This is a genomic window from Shewanella sp. 10N.286.52.B9 (assembly GCF_002873635.1).
GTDB lineage: Bacteria > Pseudomonadota > Gammaproteobacteria > Enterobacterales > Shewanellaceae > Shewanella.
On sequence record NZ_MCTY01000215.1, the window covers coordinates 22,351 to 41,086 of the forward strand.

The window sequence follows — 18,736 nt, forward strand, 5'->3', positions numbered from 1 at the left end:
CATGACAGCAGCAAGCTTATCCCATTCGTTTAATGGCAGTAGCCCAAATGGTAATAGCTTTAACGACATAGGTGATTTATTTAAGCCCAGTAAACAAGATAGGTTATTTAAACAGATCTTAGTGTTACTACTGGTCATTTACGCTGTGTTCGGCATCGGTGTGCCTTTACTTGAGCAAGTTGAAGTGCCAAGAGAAGTTAAAGAGCAATTACCACCGCAGTTAGCGAAAATAATGCTTAAAGAAAAACAACTTCCAGTGCCTGAAAAGCCAGAAGTTATTCCTGAACCTGAGCCAGAACTTGAAAAAGAACCGGAAAAGGTTGAAGAGAAGCCTATCGATAAACCTGTTGAAAAGCCAATAGTACAGCCGACAATGACCCGTGAGGCCGCAAAAGAAAAAGCACAAACTTCAGGGCTAGCAGCCATGAAAGATGAGCTTTTTTCAATGCGTGAAGCGTTTGATATCAAGCCGGCATCTCAAAGTGCCCTTGAACAAACGCAGGCGCAAGAAGTGAAAGTCAAACGTAAGATGTTAGCAGCTTCGGCCAATACCCAAAGTGAGAGTTTAACCACCTCTACCGTCAATCAAACCGTTGTGTCAGATGCTTTAAGCACTAAAAACACCCAACAAATTAGGTTGGCAGAAGAGGAGGTGTTAGCTACTCAAGGGGCAATTGCCGAGGAAGAGCAACTGGCTTCTGCGGGAAGCCAACGTTCAGAGGCAGCATTACGCCGCACACTTGAGGCGAACAAAGCACGTTTATATGCCTTGTATAATCGAGCTCTGCGTAAAGACCCTTTCCTCAAAGGTAAAGTCATGTTTGAGATTGAGATCCTGCCTAATGGCAGCATTAGTCGGGTTGATATTCAATCAAGCCAGCTTAACAATGCCAAATTAGAGCGCCAACTAAAGGTTGTGTTACGTTCAATCACCTTCCCAGCAGAAGATGTTGCAACAATGACAACCATTTGGGCGATCGACTTCTTACCCAGCTAGACAGAAGTAAGCGATAAATGATTAATTAATTTTTATCAGTTAACAATACGGCCAATTGGCCGTATTTTTTTATTTGCTTAAGGCTTAAAAAGTAAAACAGATTAAAGCACTTGCTTCATAATCTTAGCATCAGGGCCATAACTTGCGTTAGCCGCCTGCTCATGATCAATCTCAAAGCCCATTTTTTGCCAAAAAGGGACTGAGCCTTGTATTGCCACAAGTTGTATTTGTGAGTAATTGTATTGCTTAGCAATTAATTTTAACTGCTCAACCATTTGCTTACCGACTCCTGAGCCTTTTAATAGAGCAGATACCGCTAAATCATGTAGAAACAATTTATTACCCTCCTTTTTCTCAGAAAGTGTCTGATAGAGCTTAGGAGGCGTTTCATTAGCCCAAACATGAGCCAATAGATAAGCCATTACCTTTTGCTCTTCATTTTGATAGACAAAACAGCAGTGAGCAGAATGCTGCCATTTATCCCGAAGGACTTCGAGCGGCTCTGGTTCAATATCCACATACACTTGCGATTGGAGTTTATAGATTTCAGGCCACATTGACTCTGTAATTGGATTAATTGGCATTTCGGGCAGACTCTGAATGTAATAATTTAGAAAGTAATAATTTGGAACGTATGACTTATCCATCATACAAAAATAATCATATGCCTCAATCGATAAGTGATAATGGATAAATATAAGAAGATAAATCATAAATTTCAGGCAACAAAAAGCCCGTCATAAGACGGGCTCTTTCTTTAACCGTGAGGCTAAATTTGGCTGGGATACCAGGATTCGAACCTGGGGATGCCGAGATCAAAACCCGGTGCCTTACCACTTGGCGATATCCCAAAATTGGTTATGTATAACTTTTCATAAAGGAAGGTTTACATATTGAAAAAATTTGATGGTACGGGAAGAGAGACTTGAACTCTCACACCTTACGGCACCAGAACCTAAATCTGGCGTGTCTACCAATTCCACCACTCCCGCATCAAATCTTTCTCAGAATATACACTAATTATATATAGTGTAAACTCTGTTGTTGCTCTTTTCTAACTAAGTAGCATAGCGTTACCCACTAATCTACCTTTAAACATGGTAGCAATGGCGGGACTTGAACCTGCGACCCCAGCATTATGAATGCTGTGCTCTAACCAGCTGAGCTACATTGCCTAAGATGGCTGGGATACCAGGATTCGAACCTGGGGATGCCGAGATCAAAACCCGGTGCCTTACCACTTGGCGATATCCCAATAATCTTGTCTACTTACTTTAAAATGGCTGGGATACCAGGATTCGAACCTGGGGATGCCGAGATCAAAACCCGGTGCCTTACCACTTGGCGATATCCCAATCTAAAGCTTTTTCGAAAAACCCGCTAATGCCAGCCTTTCTATATAATGGTACGGGAAGAGAGACTTGAACTCTCACACCTTACGGCACCAGAACCTAAATCTGGCGTGTCTACCAATTCCACCACTCCCGCACTGACTCTGTTTAACATCCAGAACACGATGCTCATTTAACCTTGAGAAGGTAGCCAGTCATATTTCTAAAACCTTGCGGCTTTAACTAACCAGCGAATCTCTAGTTTGACATCTTGAGAAGATGGTAGCAATGGCGGGACTTGAACCTGCGACCCCAGCATTATGAATGCTGTGCTCTAACCAGCTGAGCTACATTGCCACTTTATCTTTCGTTGCCCTCGTCGTGAGGACGGGGCGTATTATGCTTATTCAGCGTATCGAGGTCAACTGCTTTTTTTAGCTATTTTCATCAATTGGCACTGTTCGGCTATAAGTTCACCAAACTGCGTAGCAAATCGGCATATTTGACCAAAAAAGTTAACCTCGACCGCTTGTTTGACTAATTAAAGTCTACAAATACTATTTATACGTTGAATAAGAAATGCATTACATCGCCATCTTTAACGATATAAGCTTTACCTTCTACGCGTAACTTACCTGCTTCTTTAGCACCTGCTTCACCATTAAACTCGATAAAGTCATCATAGGCCATTACTTGGGCGCGAATAAAGCCACGCTCAAAGTCGGTGTGGATCACACCAGCAGCTTGTGGCGCACTGGCGCCTACTGGCACAGTCCATGCTCTTACTTCTTTTACACCTGCAGTAAAGTAAGTCTGTAAGTCCAATAATTCATAACCACCACGAATAACGCGATCAAGCCCTGGCTCATCAAGACCAAGGTCTGCCATAAACTCATCACGCTCTTCAGCGTCCATCTCAGCAAGCTCAGACTCAATCGCAGCACATACTGCAACCACCACGGCGTTTTCTGTCGCGGCAATGGCTTTAACAGCATCTAAATGTGGATTATTCTCAAATCCATCTTCAGATACGTTAGCAATGTACATGGTTGGCTTTAGGGTTAAGAAGTTAAGGTAGGCAATTGCAGCCATTTCTTCTTTGCTTAACTCTAATGAACGCAGCATTTGGCCTTCATCTAAAGTTGGACGCATTTTTTCAAGTACTTCTACTTCAAACTTAGCATCTTTGTCGCCGCCTTTAGCGCGCTTTTGCTGACGGAAGATAGCACGCTCTAAGCTGTCTAAATCCGCTAACGCAAGTTCAGTGTTGATAACATCAATATCGCCTGCAGGGTCAACCTTGTTAGCAACATGAACGATGTTGTCATCTTCAAAACAACGTACAACGTGACCAATGGCATCCGTTTCACGAATGTTAGCTAGGAACTTGTTACCTAAACCTTCACCTTTTGATGCGCCAGCAACTAAACCTGCAATATCCACAAATTCCATTGTAGTCGGTAAAATACGTTCTGGATTAACAATCGCTGCTAATGCATCTAAACGTGGATCAGGTACTGGAACCACACCCGTATTTGGCTCAATGGTACAAAACGGGAAGTTAGCAGCTTCGATTCCTGCTTTAGTTAACGCATTAAATAGTGTTGACTTACCAACATTTGGCAAACCCACAATGCCGCATTTAAAACCCATATTTTTACCTTTATATAATTAAACTCACCTAGGAAGTGGTAAGTTGTGTCAAATCAATAATCAAAGCGCGGCTAATTAGAGCGCTTTGAATGTGTGTAATCGGTGCATCGCTTTCGCCATGTCTTGTTTAAACAATATTTCAGTTGAACGCACCGCTTCATCTATTGCTGCGTCCATCTTTTCTTGATCGCTCGCTGGCGCTTTACCTAAGACATAACCACTGACGCGGTTTTTATCTCCAGGGTGACCAATACCAATACGTAATCGGTAAAAGCCTTTTTCATTGGCAAGCTTAGCAATAATATCTTTTAAGCCGTTATGACCACCATGACCACCGCCCAATTTAAACTTGGCAACGCCCGGCTCCATATCAAGCTCATCATGGGCCACTAATATCTCTTCAGGTAAAATACGAAAAAAGTTCGCTAATGCGCCCACTGACTTACCGCTTAAATTCATAAACGTAGTAGGTATAAGTAGACGCACATCTTTACCATCAATAGTGACTCTGGCGGTTAAGCCAAAATATTTACTGTCTGGCGCTAAGGTGGCGCCACATAAACGCGCTAACTCTTGTACATACCATGCACCCGCATTATGACGAGTGTGGGCGTATTCTGCACCTGGGTTAGCAAGGCCGACAATTAGTTTTATTTGACTCATTAGCACTCAATTTCAGTGGTTAAATGACTGCGTTATCTTCAATATCATTTATCCATCTTAATAGTTATAGACTAAGATTTTGTGATTTGAAGGCGCTAAAGCGCGGCATTTTAACACTCAAAACTGAACTCAACAAATACACTGTGATAATTAGACAGAATGGGGATAACCTCACTGTGAAAAAGTTCACAGTGAATATAGTTAACCGCCATTAGAAATTGCGTGGTGGGGGAAGGCGTGATTGCTGATTAAATAGAATAAGTTACGCTAAACCCAATGCGTATTTAAGCACTTTCTGTTTGATCGGATTATCGTAGTTTGCCAGTTTCAACAACCCATTTCTTAACAGTTTTATTGGTAATAAATCATTACTAAAGCCTGCATAGAATGCATCCATTGCTGACATCATCAATAAATTATCGCTATAACGTTTGCATTGATACTGCTTTAAACAAGATGCTGTCCACCAAGGTTTATCATTGCCTACTGCATCGGCAATGGTTGCAATCAATACATCGACATCTTTAAAACCAATATTGACGCCCTGCCCTGCAAGCGGGTTAATGGTATGGGCTGCATCACCTAAAATCACAATATTATCTTGGCAATAATCTTGGGCATGACGTCTTGTGAGCGGGAAACTGCCTCTAGCTATAACGGTAAAGTTCTCATCAAGCCTTGATGGAAAGTTAAGCTTAATTTGCTCAGCCAGTTGTTTATGATTGAGCTGCATAAGCTGCTTAATGCGACTATTACTGTCATACCATACTAATGAGGCGTTATTACCCGGTAATGGCAGTAATGAGCGTGGCCCTTGAGGGGTAAACTGTTGCCAAGTTATGTCTTGCTGCGCGGTGTCAGTTTCAACATTAATGAGCATGGCTGACTGAGCATAATCCCAGCCAGTAATACCAATACCGGCCCATTGTCTTACTTGTGAGTTAGCCCCATCTGCGCCAACTAATAATGATGCATGTAATTCAACGCCACTTTTAAGGGCCGCTTTCATTCCTTGAGACAATGATTTTACGCCACTATTGCTCATTTCAATACGCTCGAACTTAGCAACGCTATCAGGGCAATAACAATGCACATTGTCCATCTTTTCAATTTGCTGCCACAGACTCAGTTGAATTAAGCGGTTCTCAAAAAAATAGCCCAGATGTGATTCATCGATCTGATCAGCATGAAAACGGGTAATGCAATCATCGAGCTCCCAGGTTTCTAAACCTTTATAGGCCACATGACGCATAGTGCGTAATTGCTCCATTACGCCCAAGCGTTCAAGTAATTGCTCAGAGGCCACACTAATAGCTGATACGCGTAAGTCTAAGGGCTGCTCAGGTAAATAGGCTTTAGGCGCGAATGCTTCAACCATGGCAACATTTAAGCCAAGCTGACCTAACCCCACAGCTACAGCTGCGCCCACCATACCTCCGCCAACGATGACGACATCATGTTCAACTACATTCGATGCTTGATGCATTGTTTATTTACCTTAATAAAAAGCTGTAATACTGAAACGCCATGACAGCGGCTACTATTATGTGCCAATAAGCGTCACTTAAACTATGTACAAAGATGTCTGTAACGCCTCAATCGTATCGATATGTTGCTATCTTGAGTTTGAGCAACACTTGCTTACACTGATTAAACTTTGACCACCAAACCTTACCTTATACTGAGACTGTCTAGTATGACATGCCTTGCAACCAACCCCTTAAATGCCAAGGTAAGAGAGGATAGTATGTTCAGTCAAAGCACCTATGTACAATCTAATAATGGAACCCTTAAATCACTAACAAGCAGCCGTAATACGTTAATGAGTTATGTAAAAAAGTTTACTAAGTCACTCTATACTATGCCGCTACTTGCAGGGCTTGTTGCTGGCGCAGCCATTATGCCAATGACAGCACAAGCCGAAGTACAACCGATGGAAACCATTACGGTTATTCACCGTTCATCCTTCGATTATGCCTTATATCAACAAACCACGGAAATGCTTACGCAGTTTAATAGAGAGCTAGCGCAAAAAATAATTGTTCAAGCAAGACAAGATAACGTCACAATGGCGAAACAATTTGGCTATTTTACCAATCAATCAAATGAGTTAGCCCAAATAGATAAACACCCTGAAAATATAGGGGTATTAGTCATTTCAGAATAATGCCGCTTAAGTGTGCACAAAGGCTAGCCAGCGAGCCTTTGTGCAGTTAAAATACTCGGCTATTTTTCTGTGGTAATAGAACGGCGTAACTGATGAGTAAAAAACTACACATAAAGACCTGGGGCTGTCAGATGAATGAATATGATTCATCTAAAATGGCTGACTTGCTGGACGATTATCAAGGTTATACCTTGACTGAGGATGCTGAAGAAGCAGACGTACTGCTACTAAACACATGTTCAATTCGCGAAAAAGCGCAGGAAAAAGTGTTTCATCAGCTTGGTCGCTGGAAAACCCTCAAAGACAAAAAACCTAATCTAATTATCGGTGTAGGTGGTTGTGTTGCATCACAAGAAGGTAAAGCCATTAAAGAACGTGCTCAGTGCGTTGATATTATTTTTGGCCCACAAACCTTACATCGCTTACCTGAGATGATCACCCAAATTAATAATGGCGATAAAGCAGTTATTGATGTGAGCTTTCCTGAAATTGAAAAATTCGATCGCCTACCTGAGCCTCGCGCTGACGGTCCATCGGCGTTTGTGTCTATTATGGAAGGCTGCAGTAAATACTGTTCATTCTGCGTAGTGCCGTACACCCGCGGTGAAGAAGTTAGCCGCCCGGTTGATGATGTCATTTTAGAAATCGCACAACTTGCTGAACAAGGTGTACGTGAAGTAAACCTGCTTGGTCAAAACGTGAATGCGTTTCGCGGTGCTACCCATGATGATGATATTTGCACCTTCGCAGAGTTATTGCGTCTAGTGGCATCAATTGATGGTATCGACCGTGTGCGTTACACAACGAGTAACCCCATTGAGTTTTCACAAGACATTATCGATGTTTATGAAGACACCCCTGAAGTGGTGAGTTTTTTACATTTACCAGTGCAATCGGGATCAGACCGCATTCTAACTAATATGAAACGTGGTCATATGGCAATTGAATATAAATCAATTATTCGTCGTTTACGTAAAGCGCGCCCTGATATCCAAATCAGTTCCGACTTCATTGTCGGCTTCCCTGGTGAGTCAAATGCTGAATTTGAAGACACCATGAAGTTGATTGAAGATGTCAGTTTTGACCACAGCTTTAGCTTTATCTACAGCGCCCGTCCAGGAACACCAGCGGCTGATTTGCCAGATGATGTCACCATGGAAGAAAAGAAAAAGCGCTTAGCGATTTTACAAGACCGTATTACCCAACAAGCCATGCGCTACAGCCGCCAAATGTTAGGCACTGTTCAACGTATTTTAGTTGAAGGCCCTTCAGTTAAGAACCCTATGGAGCTTCGCGGCCGTACTGAAAATAACCGCGTAGTGAACTTTGAAGCTGATCCTAAGTGTATTGGCGGTTTTGTGGATGTTGAAATTGTTGATGTATATACAAACTCGCTGCGCGGCGTATTTATTCGTGGCGAAGACGAGATGGATTTACGTCGAAGTTTACGTCCGTCAGATATCGTAGCCAAACACAAAACTGATGATGATATTGGTGTAAGCCAATTTACCCCAGGCAGCTAATTTAGCCATAAAACGGGTTTATCATTATTTAATAAAGGCGGCCTCGAGCCGCCTTTATTGTGCTTTTCAGTTAATACCGTGGTATTTTAACTTTTATACCTATTCGCATTCTTTTTCTTTTGGAGCATTATTTTTGTCCACTAAAGTTACTACCATGAATTTATACCTCGAGCCTGCTGAAACTCGAAGAATTGCCTCATTATGTGGTCCATATGATGACAACATTAAACAGCTTGAACGTCGTTTAGGTGTTGAGATTATCCATAAGAATAATCATTTCAAAATCGTTGGCCTGCCAAGACATGCCTTTAATGCTAATAATTTACTGAAACAGCTATACATTGAAACCCAAACTGTTAAAGGTAGCACCCCAGATTTAGAGCCAGAGCGAGTGCATTTAGCCATTCAGGAGGTCATTAACCTCGAAGCTGAATCATCGGCTGAAGATGACACCCTGCATATCAAAACTAAACGCGGCATCATCAAACCTCGCAATCCAAACCAGTCTGTGTATGTGGCGAATATGGCCAAACACGACATTACCTTTGGTGTGGGACCTGCCGGTACCGGTAAAACCTTTTTAGCAGTTGCCGCAGCTGTTGATGCCCTTGAAAGACAAGAAGTAAGACGAATACTCCTTACCCGCCCAGCTGTTGAGGCTGGCGAAAAATTAGGTTTTTTACCAGGGGATTTAAGTCAGAAAGTCGATCCCTATTTACGCCCGCTTTATGATGCCTTATTTGAAATGATGGGCTTTGAGAAAGTTGAAAAGCTACTTGAACGTAATATTATTGAAGTCGCGCCTTTAGCCTATATGCGTGGTCGAACCCTAAATGATGCGTTTGTTATATTGGATGAAAGCCAAAATACTACCGTTGAGCAAATGAAAATGTTCTTAACCCGTATCGGCTTTAACTCGAAAGCGGTGATCACCGGTGATATTACCCAGATAGATTTGCCTCGCAGTCAAAAATCAGGGCTTCGCCAAGCCATTGAAGTATTGAGTGAGGTCGATGAAATCAGCTTCAACTTCTTTATGTCTCAAGATGTGGTGCGTCACCCGATTGTGGCAAGAATTGTCGAAGCTTATGAAGCCTTTGATTCAAAAGAGCTAGCACAAAAAGCTGAAAAAGAGCACCAGTATAAACAACGTCAAACGGCCTTTAATGAACAAATGGCCAATGTGGACGTTAACGCCAACGAGATCAGTAAAGACGGAGCAATAAATAATGAGTCTTAAACTTGATTTAGATCTGCAAATTGCCGTTACTGACAGCAGTAAGCTCCCCAGCCGAAGTGAATTTGAGCTATGGGTAGCGACAGCCCTTGGTAACACTATGGCGCAAGCTGAACTGACCATCAGAATTGTTGAAAATACTGAAAGCCAGCAACTTAATAATACTTACCGTGGTAAAGACAAGCCGACTAATGTATTGTCTTTCCCCTTTGAAGCGCCTCCAGGGATTGAGTTACCGCTATTAGGCGATCTCATCATTAGTGCTGAGGTGGTAGAACTTGAAGCAAATCAACAAAATAAGCCCCTTGTCGCACATTGGGCCCATATGGTTATTCACGGCTGCTTGCATTTACTAGGCTATGACCATATTATCGATAATGAAGCTGAAGAAATGGAGTCATTAGAGACTCAACTCATTGAAGGCTTAGGTTTTTCAAATCCATATAAGGAAGCGTAAATAAATCAGACGACTGCATATAACATGCTGATTTTGATTTAGTAAAATATTATGAGTGACGACATCCCACCGAGTACCAACGCCCGTAAGAAGAACTGGATTGGCAAAATTAGTCAGATGTTTCAGGGCGAACCTCAAAATCGCGAAGACTTAGTTGATGTAATTGCTGGCGCAGAAGAGCGCTCTTTAATTACTGAAGACACCCGCGAAATGATGAATGGCGTATTAGAAGTATCAGGGTTGCGGGTACGCGACATCATGATCCCTCGAAGCCAAATAGTCACATTGCAAATCGATAGCACTGTTGAAGAGCTACTAGAAACAGTCATTGAGTCTGCACACTCCCGTTTTCCTGTGGTCAACGAGGATAAAGATCATATTGAAGGTATTTTGCTTGCAAAAGATTTACTTAAATATGGTTTCAAACAATCAGCTCAACCTTTCTCATTGCATCAAGTCATCAGGCCTGCGGTTGTTGTGCCTGAAAGCAAACGCGTTGATGTACTGCTAAAAGAATTCCGCTCCCAGCGATATCATATGGCCATCGTGGTCGATGAATATGGCGGTGTATCCGGTCTAGTGACGATTGAAGATATCTTAGAAGAAATCGTCGGTGAAATCGAAGACGAGTTCGATCATAGTTCAGTAGAAGATACCGAAATCAAAAAGATCAGTAACACCGTGTTTATGATTAAAGCACGTACACCGATTCATGAATTTAATGACGCTTGTGGCACCCAATTTAGCGACGAAGAATTTGATACCGTAGGCGGCTTAGTTTCACACGCATTTGGTCACTTACCAGAGCGAAATGAAACTGTCGTTATCGATAATATCGAGTTTAAAGTCACCAATGCTGACACCAGACGTTTAATTCAACTTAGTGTGAAGTTACCCGATCAAAAACTGCTAGAAGAACTCGACGACTAACTCTGTGCTAAAAAATAAACTTTCCAAGTCATCAGTGATTAAAATGGTGACTGCATTTGTTGCAGGTGCTTCAACCACACTTGCTTTTGCCCCCTACGCTATTTGGGCTTTTTACCCCGCAGCAATGCTGTTTGTTTTATGGCAAAGTCGCAGCCTAACCCCGAAAGAAAACTTCTTTCATTGGTTAAGCTTCGGCTTTGGCTGTTTTGCATTTGGCATTAGTTGGGTACATGTCAGCATTGATACCTTTGGTGGTTTACCGCTAATAGTATCAATGGCATTAATGGCAATATTGGCGCTTTATCTGGCCTTATTTCCAGCGCTAGCAGGTTATCTCACTGCGAAACTGTCCCAATATCAGCAAACTCAAGGCTGGCAAGTTTATTTTCGTTACTTAGGGTTATTCCCCGCACTGTGGGTATTTACCGAGTGGATGCGCGGTTGGGTTCTCACAGGTTTCCCTTGGTTATGGGCAGGCTACAGTCAAACCCAAGGGCCATTGTCAGAGCTTGGCAGTATAATTGGCGCATTAGGCTTAAGTTATGTTATCGCACTGGTTTGTGGCAGTATCGCACTGGTGTTATATCAACGTTTTGCCAGTGTTATCATCATATTCTCTTTGATATTTATCAGCACTTACCTTGCGCCGCACATCTCCGACATAAGCCCACGAAATGAAACGGTTAAAGTGGCTTTAGTACAAGGCAATATTGAGCAAAGTATGAAGTGGGAGCCTGACGCACTATGGCCAACTTTACTCAAGTATATGGATTTAAGTCGGCCTAATTTTGATGCTGATATCATCATTTGGCCTGAAGCCGCGATTCCAGCGCCTGAAGCTATGGTGGCAGACTTTTTACATAATACCGACAAGGTGGCTAATTTAAATAATAGCGCCATCATTACCGGTATTATTAGCATGCAACAAAATGACTTTTATAACTCATTAATTGTATTGGGCAATGCCTATCATCCTCAGCAGACTGAGGGCGATTACGTTGGAAGTGGCATTAATGATTACAAGAAACATCATCTATTACCAATAGGTGAGTTTGTCCCTTTTGAAAGCCTTTTACGCCCAATAGCCCCGTTTTTTAATTTACCCATGTCATCTTTTGCACGTGGCACCTATGAGCAAAAAAACCTTAATGCTTTAGGCTATCAAGTGGCACCGGCTTTATGCTACGAAATCGTCTTTCCTGAGCAATTACGCGCCAATGTGAATAAAGACACTGATTTTTTACTCACAGTGTCTAATGATGCCTGGTTTGGTGACTCTATCGGGCCACTGCAACACATGGAAATAGCCCAAATGCGCGCAATTGAGTTGGGGCGCCCCTTAGTCAGAGCCACCAACAACGGTGTTACCGCTGTGGTCGATATTAAAGGCCGTATTACTCACCAACTGCCACAGTTCAAATCTGGAGTATTAGTGGCTGACGTTGCCTTATATGACGGTGAAACTTGGTTTAAGCGAATAGGCCAAACACCGTTACTCATATTATGTAGCTTGATAATTTTATTTAGTTTTATATATCAACTATTATTAAACAAAGGCAGAAAAAAATAGCAAGGAGGCCATGATTGCAGCAAGCATTGCCAGTTAAGCCAAATATATTCAATCCAAATGGATTTACATTAATTGAGTTAGTGGTGGTCATTATCATTTTGGCCGTCATTGCCATTATTGCTGCGCCAAAGTTTATCAACTTTGCCACTGAAGCCCGAATTAACGCATTATCACAATTACAGAGCAGCGTTAAAGCAGCTAATACCCTCGTTTATGCACGCACGCAAATGCCCAGTATTTCTACCCGAAGTGTTCCAGGTCGTGATGATTTAACCGATATCGATTTAGAAGGCGATGGCAGTTTCAATACCCGTTTAATAAACGGTTATCTTGATAATACTGATATCGAAAAATGGATTGTGTCGATGGACGATTGGGAAATCCAATATCGAGGTGCACCTGAAACCTATATTGGATATGATCTCAATGACGATGGTGAAGTGCGTGATGACAACTGCTATTTTTTGTACACCCAGGCCAGTAGTGAAGCTAACCCGCCAACATACCAAGTTAGCACCTCGGGTTGCTAAATATGCGCTTTAAACTCAGTTAATCGATAAAAAATTGACCATAAAACACTATTGCATAAACATAAGACGTAAAACACTATTACATAAACATAAAACGTAAAACACTATGCCACTTAAGTCAGCTAGCATAGTTGCTGTCTCAAACAATCTCTAAAATCGTGCTATTGTTTGAAATAGGCAGCGCTTTAAGGCGTTAGCGCTTCTCGAGTGAACATTTCATTATCGCATTGTGGGCAATCTGGAATAATACTGGGGAATTCAATTTTCATTTCATGATTACACTCAGTACAAATCACTTTACCTTGGTTAATCACCTCCCCTGACATATAAAAACCCTGATGCTTAAAGTCTTGGGCAATTTCATGCCACTCTACTTGGCTGCGATCAGTAATTTCACCCAGCCAGTGCCATAAGGTGTTTTCAATACCAATGACAGTTGGGCTAAAACTGAGGTTATCGGCATTTTCCTCTTTTATGTAGCTGGCGATGTCACGCTTTAAAAAATCTTCTGCTAAAGCAAGCTCCTCGGCATCGGCGGCTGACTTTAATTGCAAATAATCTTTACACTGGGTCACAGAAGCAAAAAGGCTCTTTGCCGTCAATGAGTTATCTTCATCATATTGTTTCTTAACTTGCTCAAAAAGCGTCTTATATAGTGCTAATAACGCTGAACTTCGTCCACTCATAGTAAATACTCCTTCATCTGAACCTTTTTAATGCATCACTTCTAGTTTATTCTATGCAGATCTTACTCGCGCTTTTTAGCGCTAGATCAAACAATGGGCGGCATTGGCCGGAATAGAGTGATGCAAGAGCAATATAATCCCTCAGAAATTGAAGCCTTGGTGCAAAAGCACTGGGAAGACAAAAAAACCTTCGAAGTAACTGAAGATGCAAACAAAGAGAAATTTTACTGTCTCTCTATGTTCCCTTATCCATCAGGCCGACTTCACATGGGACACGTGCGTAACTACACCATAGGTGATGTTGTTGCTCGTTACCAACGTTTGCAAGGTAAAAATGTGTTACAACCTATCGGTTGGGACTCATTTGGTCTACCTGCAGAGAATGCCGCAATCAATAATAAGACTGCGCCTGCGCCATGGACTTATGAAAATATCGACTACATGAAGAACCAACTTAAGCTATTAGGCTTTGGTTATGATTGGAGTCGTGAAATCGCGACTTGCACCCCTGAGTATTACCAGTGGGAACAATGGTTCTTCACCCAGTTATTTGAAAAAGGCTTAGTCTACAAAAAGACCGCCTCAGTTAACTGGTGTCCAAACGATGAAACAGTACTGGCTAACGAGCAAGTACAAGACGGTTGCTGTTGGCGTTGTGACACTGAGGTGGTTCAAAAAGAAATCCCTCAGTGGTTCATTAAAATCACCGATTACGCTGAAGAGCTATTAAACGATATCGATAAGTTAGATGAATGGCCTGAGCAAGTTAAGGCGATGCAACGTAACTGGATTGGCCGCAGTGAAGGGATTGAAATGACTTTCGGTGTTGCTGGCAGTGACGATAGCTTTGATATCTATACCACTCGTCCTGATACCGTGATGGGCGTAACCTATGTTGCAATTGCCAGTGGTCACCCTCTTGCTGAAGCTGCAGCAAAGAATAACCCTGAGCTTGCTGCATTCATTGAAGAATGTAAAAACGTTGATACTACCGAAGCGGCTATGGCTGCAATGGAAAAGAAAGGCGTTGCGACCGGTCTTAATGCAATCCACCCATTAACCGGCAAAGAAGTGCCTATTTGGGTCGGTAACTTTGTATTAATGAACTACGGTACTGGCGCAGTAATGTCAGTTCCAGCCCATGACCAACGTGATTATGAGTTTGCTAAAAAATACGGTTTAACCATTGAAGCTGTGATCAAGCCTGCTGATAGCGATGTGGATATCAGTGAAGCTGCCTTTACTGATAAAGGCGTGCTATTTAATTCAGGTGAGTTTGACGGTTTAGAGTTCCAAGCTGCATTCGATGCTATTGATGCCAAACTGACTGCTGAAGGTAAAGGTAAGCGTCAAGTGAACTTCCGTCTGCGTGACTGGGGGGTATCGCGTCAACGCTACTGGGGCGCTCCTATCCCTATGGTTACGCTTGAAGATGGCACCGTAATGCCAACACCAGCTGAGCAACTGCCGGTTGTATTACCTGAAGATGTGGTAATGGATGGTATTCAAAGCCCGATAAAAGCTGACAAAGAGTGGGCTAAAACCACGGTAAATGGCCAGCCAGCACTGCGTGAAACTGATACCTTTGATACCTTTATGGAATCATCTTGGTATTACGCCCGTTACTGTAGCCCCCATGCAGATCAAATGCTTGATCCTGCTAAAGCAAACTACTGGTTACCAGTGGATCAATATATTGGCGGTATCGAGCATGCTTGTATGCATTTGCTATACTTCCGCTTCTTCCACAAGTTGCTACGTGATATTGGTTTAGTTGACTCTGATGAGCCAGCCAAACGCTTACTGACTCAAGGTATGGTATTGGCTGATGCTTATTACTATAACAACGAGAAAGGCGCCCGCGTTTGGGTTTCACCATCTGACGTTACAGTACAAGAAACTGACGATAAAGGCCGTGTAGTAAAAGCGGTAGACGGTGAAGGTCATGAACTGGTTTATACCGGCATGAGCAAGATGTCTAAGTCTAAGAATAACGGTATCGACCCACAAGAAATGGTTGATAAATACGGTGCTGACACCGTGCGTTTATTCATGATGTTTGCAGCCCCACCTGAGTTAACCCTTGAGTGGCAAGAATCAAGCGTTGAAGGCGCACATCGATTCATTAAGCGTTTCTGGAAAACAGCTCATGATCATATCGCTCAAGGTGATGTGGTTGAACTTGACCCTAAAGCACTTGATAACAATCAAAAAGCACTTCGTCGTGAATTACATAAAACCATTGCTAAAGTCAGTGATGATGTTGAACGCCGTCAAATGTTCAATACCGCCATTGCCGCTATCATGGAACTGATGAACAAGTTGCAAAAAGCCCCGTCTGCTAATGAGCAAGACAGAGCCCTGATGCAAGAAGCATTATCAGCAGTAACACGTTTGCTTTACCCAATCATCCCACATACTTGTTTCAGCATGTGGACAGCCTTAGGTAACCAAACTGATATCGAAGATAGCCTATGGCCAACAGTTGATGAGTCAGCACTAGTTGAAGACAGCAAACTGATTATCGTGCAAGTTAACGGTAAGCTGCGTGCTAAAATCACAGTAGCTGCAGATGCTGCTAAAGAAGAAGTAGAAGCCCTAGGTTTAGCTGATGAAAACGTACAAAAATTCACTGATGGCGTCACCGTACGCAAAGTGATTTATGTACCAGGCAAACTGCTAAACATCGTTGCTAATTAATCATTTATAAGTAACGATAGCTTGAAGGTGACAAATGACAAGCAATTAGCCTCGTCATTCGTCGCCTTCATAAAGTTAAAGGTGTAACCTAATACCCATCTTATGCATGTACAGTTAAAGGATGCCAAAAACAGTGATGCTAATTAAACGCATTAACTTGGCCTTGTTGGCGCTCGTCATTATGACCAGTGCTGGTTGCGGCTTTAAATTACAACGTAGCTATTCAATTCCTGCCGAACTTGAAGAATTGCACCTGCGTTCCAATGACCAATACAGTGAACTGACCCGTCTAGTTAATGAACGCTTACGTATTCACCGTGTGGCAACCGTACCCGCATCAGATGAAACACCCACTTTAAGCCTCATCAATGACTCACTAGAGCGTGCTACCCTGTCTTTATATCCTACGGGTAACGTAGCTGAGTATGAGCTTATTTATGTGGTTAATTACACTGTTATGTTCCCAGGCAGCGAGCCACAGCGATTCGTATCTGAAATTCGCCGTGATTATCAAGACGATCCGCGTACAGCACTAGCAAAAAGCCGAGAAATGGAAATGTTAGTCAAAGAAATGCGTATTCAAGCGGCTGATAATATTATCCAAACTCTGGCCTCAATCGAGGTGAATTGATGCGGGTTTACCCAGATCAATTAAATCAGCATCTCAAAACACTCCATGGTTGTTATTTACTCTTTGGTGACGACCCATGGTTAATTGAAAACTGCAAAGCGCAAATTCTCAGCGCGGCTAAAAAACAAGGTTTTGAAGAGCGGGTACATTTAACTCAAGACAACAGCTTTAGCTGGAATGATTTGCAACAAGAGTGGCAATCAATGAGTTTATTTGCCAGTCGCCGCATCATCGAGTTGACGCTTCCCCAAGCAAAACCTGGCACCGAAGGTTCGGCAGCGTTAACAGCCATGATGCAAAATCCTAATCCGGATATTATTCTGATTATCCATGGGCCAAAGATATCTGCTGAAACCAAAAGCAAATGGTTTAAATCCCTTGATAACGACGGTATTTATTTACCTTGCGCTACCCCTGAAGGGAAACAGTTCCAGCGCTGGTTAGATAATCGCATTCATTTTTACAAGTTACAGGTGCAGATGGACGCCAAAGCCATGCTGTTTAACTTGTTTGAAGGTAATTTGTTGGCTGCTGAGCAAGCCTTGCAATTATTGCAATTACTCAGCCCTGATAAGCCAATCCACAGCGATCATTTAAACGATTATTTTGAAGATCAGTCGCGCTTTACTGTGTTTCAGTTAACCGATGCGCTACTAGGAAACCACCAAAAACATGCCCAGCATATGTTGGTACAGCTTAATGCTGAAGGCACTGCGATGCCAATTCTAATGTGGGCATTGTTTAAAGAGTTAAATGTATTACTCAGTTTAAAATCTGCAGTAGAGCAAGGCGAGCAACTGAATAGTTTATGGTCTAAACATCGTATTTGGGATAAGCGTAAACCCTTTTATCAAGCGGCATTAACCCGACTGAGCCTCAGTCAAATCGAACACATGCTAGCCTTTGCCTCAAAAATTGAGTGCAACCTCAAGCAGCATGGGGTAGAAGATTGGACCGCTATCAGCCATTTAAGTCTGTTATTTGATCCTAATGCCCACAGACGATTAGCCCATATAGAACTGCAAACATGAAGATTGGGATTTTAGGCGGCACCTTTGATCCCATTCATTATGGTCATATCAAACCTGCCATTGAAGTAAAACAACAGCTCAATTTAGACAAAATTTGGCTAATGCCTAATCATATCCCGCCTCACAAACAAACCACTAAAGTTAGCAGTGAGCAACGCTTAGCTATGGCTGAGTTAGTTTGTCAGCAATATGATGAGCTTGAAGTGTGTGATATCGAAATTAATCGTGATAGTCCATCTTACACTGTGACCACTCTTGAGTTATTAACCCAGCGTTATCCCCAGCATCAATTTTATTTCATAATGGGCACAGACTCTTTTATTCAGCTAGCGTCATGGTATCAATGGCAGCAATTATTTGCCCTGTGCCATTTGGTGGTTTGTCGCCGCCCTGGTTGGTCAGCGAGCCATGACCATCCGATGATGCAACTGCTTAAACAAAAGCAAGTAGATTGTCAGCAAGCTGAGTCGATTGAGGCTAAAGTTGGCAATATATTTCCAGTTGAAGTGACCTTGCAAGATATCTCCTCTACTGAAATAAGGGCGCAGCTGACTCAGTTAATGGCTAACGAAACTCACTTACCCACCCAAAGCACTAAACTACTCGCACAAAGCACTCATTTTTCCGCTG

General features: G+C 42.4%; 16 protein-coding genes, 7 tRNA genes and 1 pseudogene. 12 read left to right on the plus strand and 12 right to left on the minus strand.

Going from position 1 to position 18,736, the window contains the following annotated elements:
• Nucleotide 1: 1 nt before the first annotated feature.
• Nucleotides 2–997: an AgmX/PglI C-terminal domain-containing protein gene (locus tag BCU91_RS17845; RefSeq protein WP_102532057.1), complete on the plus strand. Its 996-nt coding sequence runs from the start codon at nucleotides 2–4 to the stop codon at nucleotides 995–997.
• Nucleotides 998–1,098: 101 nt separating this feature from the next.
• Here the strand turns inward: BCU91_RS17845 and BCU91_RS17850 are convergent, their stop codons facing one another.
• From BCU91_RS17850 to BCU91_RS17900, 11 genes are all read right to left on the minus strand, one after another.
• Nucleotides 1,099–1,581 (minus strand): GNAT family N-acetyltransferase, encoded by a 483-nt coding sequence (locus BCU91_RS17850; protein ID WP_102477092.1) that lies wholly within the window; start codon nucleotides 1,579–1,581, stop codon nucleotides 1,099–1,101.
• 192 nt (nucleotides 1,582–1,773) lie between these two features.
• Nucleotides 1,774–1,848: transfer RNA gene (locus BCU91_RS17855), tRNA-Gln, on the minus strand.
• A gap of 56 nt (nucleotides 1,849–1,904) precedes the next feature.
• A tRNA-Leu gene (locus tag BCU91_RS17860) sits at nucleotides 1,905–1,989 on the minus strand.
• A gap of 106 nt (nucleotides 1,990–2,095) precedes the next feature.
• Nucleotides 2,096–2,172: transfer RNA gene (locus tag BCU91_RS17865), tRNA-Met, on the minus strand.
• A 5-nt stretch (nucleotides 2,173–2,177) separates the two neighbouring features.
• Nucleotides 2,178–2,252, minus strand: a tRNA-Gln gene (locus tag BCU91_RS17870).
• A 25-nt stretch (nucleotides 2,253–2,277) separates the two neighbouring features.
• Nucleotides 2,278–2,352, minus strand: a tRNA-Gln gene (locus BCU91_RS17875).
• 48 nt (nucleotides 2,353–2,400) lie between these two features.
• Nucleotides 2,401–2,485, minus strand: a tRNA-Leu gene (locus BCU91_RS17880).
• 123 nt (nucleotides 2,486–2,608) lie between these two features.
• Nucleotides 2,609–2,685: transfer RNA gene (locus BCU91_RS17885), tRNA-Met, on the minus strand.
• Nucleotides 2,686–2,889: 204 nt separating this feature from the next.
• Complete coding sequence (ychF, locus tag BCU91_RS17890) at nucleotides 2,890–3,981, minus strand: redox-regulated ATPase YchF (protein WP_102438973.1); 1,092 nt, start codon at nucleotides 3,979–3,981, stop codon at nucleotides 2,890–2,892.
• A gap of 75 nt (nucleotides 3,982–4,056) precedes the next feature.
• Nucleotides 4,057–4,644, minus strand: a complete 588-nt coding sequence (pth, locus tag BCU91_RS17895; RefSeq protein ID WP_102438975.1) for an aminoacyl-tRNA hydrolase — start codon at nucleotides 4,642–4,644, stop codon at nucleotides 4,057–4,059.
• Between the two features lie 262 nt (nucleotides 4,645–4,906).
• Nucleotides 4,907–6,130 carry an FAD-dependent monooxygenase gene (locus BCU91_RS17900; RefSeq protein WP_102532058.1) on the minus strand — a complete coding sequence of 408 codons (1,224 nt, stop codon included), beginning with the start codon at nucleotides 6,128–6,130 and terminating at the stop codon, nucleotides 4,907–4,909.
• A 261-nt stretch (nucleotides 6,131–6,391) separates the two neighbouring features.
• Here BCU91_RS17900 and BCU91_RS17905 point away from each other — a divergent pair, with 261 nt between their 5' ends.
• The 7 genes from BCU91_RS17905 (at nucleotide 6,392) to BCU91_RS17935 (ending at nucleotide 13,058) form a co-directional block, all read left to right on the plus strand.
• Nucleotides 6,392–6,811: a hypothetical protein gene (locus tag BCU91_RS17905; RefSeq protein ID WP_102438979.1), complete on the plus strand. Its 420-nt coding sequence runs from the start codon at nucleotides 6,392–6,394 to the stop codon at nucleotides 6,809–6,811.
• A 92-nt stretch (nucleotides 6,812–6,903) separates the two neighbouring features.
• Nucleotides 6,904–8,334 carry a tRNA (N6-isopentenyl adenosine(37)-C2)-methylthiotransferase MiaB gene (gene miaB, locus BCU91_RS17910; protein WP_102438981.1) on the plus strand — a complete coding sequence of 477 codons (1,431 nt, stop codon included), beginning with the start codon at nucleotides 6,904–6,906 and terminating at the stop codon, nucleotides 8,332–8,334.
• Between the two features lie 133 nt (nucleotides 8,335–8,467).
• Complete coding sequence (locus BCU91_RS17915) at nucleotides 8,468–9,574, plus strand: PhoH family protein (RefSeq protein WP_102532059.1); 1,107 nt, start codon at nucleotides 8,468–8,470, stop codon at nucleotides 9,572–9,574.
• Nucleotides 9,564–10,028: an rRNA maturation RNase YbeY gene (gene ybeY / locus BCU91_RS17920; RefSeq protein ID WP_102477091.1), complete on the plus strand. Its 465-nt coding sequence runs from the start codon at nucleotides 9,564–9,566 to the stop codon at nucleotides 10,026–10,028. Before BCU91_RS17915 ends, ybeY begins: the two co-directional genes overlap by 11 nt.
• Nucleotides 10,029–10,079: 51 nt before the next feature.
• Complete coding sequence (corC, locus tag BCU91_RS17925) at nucleotides 10,080–10,958, plus strand: CNNM family magnesium/cobalt transport protein CorC (protein ID WP_102532060.1); 879 nt, start codon at nucleotides 10,080–10,082, stop codon at nucleotides 10,956–10,958.
• Between the two features lie 43 nt (nucleotides 10,959–11,001).
• Nucleotides 11,002–12,528 carry an apolipoprotein N-acyltransferase gene (gene lnt, locus BCU91_RS17930; RefSeq protein ID WP_102532072.1) on the plus strand — a complete coding sequence of 509 codons (1,527 nt, stop codon included), beginning with the start codon at nucleotides 11,002–11,004 and terminating at the stop codon, nucleotides 12,526–12,528.
• Between the two features lie 14 nt (nucleotides 12,529–12,542).
• Entirely contained in the window at nucleotides 12,543–13,058 is a 516-nt protein-coding gene (locus BCU91_RS17935; protein WP_102438989.1) for a prepilin-type N-terminal cleavage/methylation domain-containing protein, read from the plus strand.
• 185 nt (nucleotides 13,059–13,243) lie between these two features.
• On the opposite strand, the gene BCU91_RS17940 is transcribed toward BCU91_RS17935, so the two are convergent.
• Nucleotides 13,244–13,744: a zinc ribbon-containing protein gene (locus tag BCU91_RS17940; protein WP_076543105.1), complete on the minus strand. Its 501-nt coding sequence runs from the start codon at nucleotides 13,742–13,744 to the stop codon at nucleotides 13,244–13,246.
• Between the two features lie 120 nt (nucleotides 13,745–13,864).
• Here BCU91_RS17940 and leuS point away from each other — a divergent pair, with 120 nt between their 5' ends.
• The 4 genes and pseudogenes from leuS to nadD form a co-directional block, all read left to right on the plus strand.
• A complete protein-coding gene (leuS, locus tag BCU91_RS17945) occupies nucleotides 13,865–16,444 on the plus strand; it encodes a leucine--tRNA ligase (RefSeq protein ID WP_102532073.1) in 2,580 nt (859 codons plus the stop codon).
• A gap of 136 nt (nucleotides 16,445–16,580) precedes the next feature.
• Entirely contained in the window at nucleotides 16,581–17,075 is a 495-nt protein-coding gene (lptE, locus tag BCU91_RS17950; protein ID WP_102438991.1) for an LPS assembly lipoprotein LptE, read from the plus strand.
• Nucleotides 17,075–18,106: a DNA polymerase III subunit delta gene (holA, locus tag BCU91_RS17955; protein ID WP_102532061.1), complete on the plus strand. Its 1,032-nt coding sequence runs from the start codon at nucleotides 17,075–17,077 to the stop codon at nucleotides 18,104–18,106. Before lptE ends, holA begins: the two co-directional genes overlap by 1 nt.
• Nucleotides 18,103–18,717: pseudogene (gene nadD / locus BCU91_RS17960) on the plus strand (nicotinate-nucleotide adenylyltransferase); the annotation flags it as partial. The gene holA and the pseudogene nadD, both read left to right, overlap by 4 nt.
• Nucleotides 18,718–18,736: the final 19 nt, after the last annotated feature.

Bases quoted from the DNA above. Each gene is read 5' to 3' on its own strand.
- leuS (WP_102532073.1), top strand. From the start codon at position 13,865: ATGCAAGAGCAATATAATCCCTCAGAAATTGAAGCCTTGGTGCAAAAG.
- ybeY (WP_102477091.1), top strand. From the start codon at position 9,564: ATGAGTCTTAAACTTGATTTAGATCTGCAAATTGCCGTTACTGACAGC.
- BCU91_RS17845 (WP_102532057.1), top strand. From the start codon at position 2: ATGACAGCAGCAAGCTTATCCCATTCGTTTAATGGCAGTAGCCCAAAT.
- miaB (WP_102438981.1), top strand. From the start codon at position 6,904: ATGAGTAAAAAACTACACATAAAGACCTGGGGCTGTCAGATGAATGAA.
- holA (WP_102532061.1), top strand. From the start codon at position 17,075: ATGCGGGTTTACCCAGATCAATTAAATCAGCATCTCAAAACACTCCAT.
- pth (WP_102438975.1), bottom strand. From the start codon at position 4,644: ATGAGTCAAATAAAACTAATTGTCGGCCTTGCTAACCCAGGTGCAGAA.
- BCU91_RS17940 (WP_076543105.1), bottom strand. From the start codon at position 13,744: ATGAGTGGACGAAGTTCAGCGTTATTAGCACTATATAAGACGCTTTTT.
- lptE (WP_102438991.1), top strand. From the start codon at position 16,581: ATGCTAATTAAACGCATTAACTTGGCCTTGTTGGCGCTCGTCATTATG.
- ychF (WP_102438973.1), bottom strand. From the start codon at position 3,981: ATGGGTTTTAAATGCGGCATTGTGGGTTTGCCAAATGTTGGTAAGTCA.
- corC (WP_102532060.1), top strand. From the start codon at position 10,080: ATGAGTGACGACATCCCACCGAGTACCAACGCCCGTAAGAAGAACTGG.
- BCU91_RS17905 (WP_102438979.1), top strand. From the start codon at position 6,392: ATGTTCAGTCAAAGCACCTATGTACAATCTAATAATGGAACCCTTAAA.
- lnt (WP_102532072.1), top strand. From the start codon at position 11,002: ATGGTGACTGCATTTGTTGCAGGTGCTTCAACCACACTTGCTTTTGCC.
- BCU91_RS17900 (WP_102532058.1), bottom strand. From the start codon at position 6,130: ATGCATCAAGCATCGAATGTAGTTGAACATGATGTCGTCATCGTTGGC.
- BCU91_RS17850 (WP_102477092.1), bottom strand. From the start codon at position 1,581: ATGCCAATTAATCCAATTACAGAGTCAATGTGGCCTGAAATCTATAAA.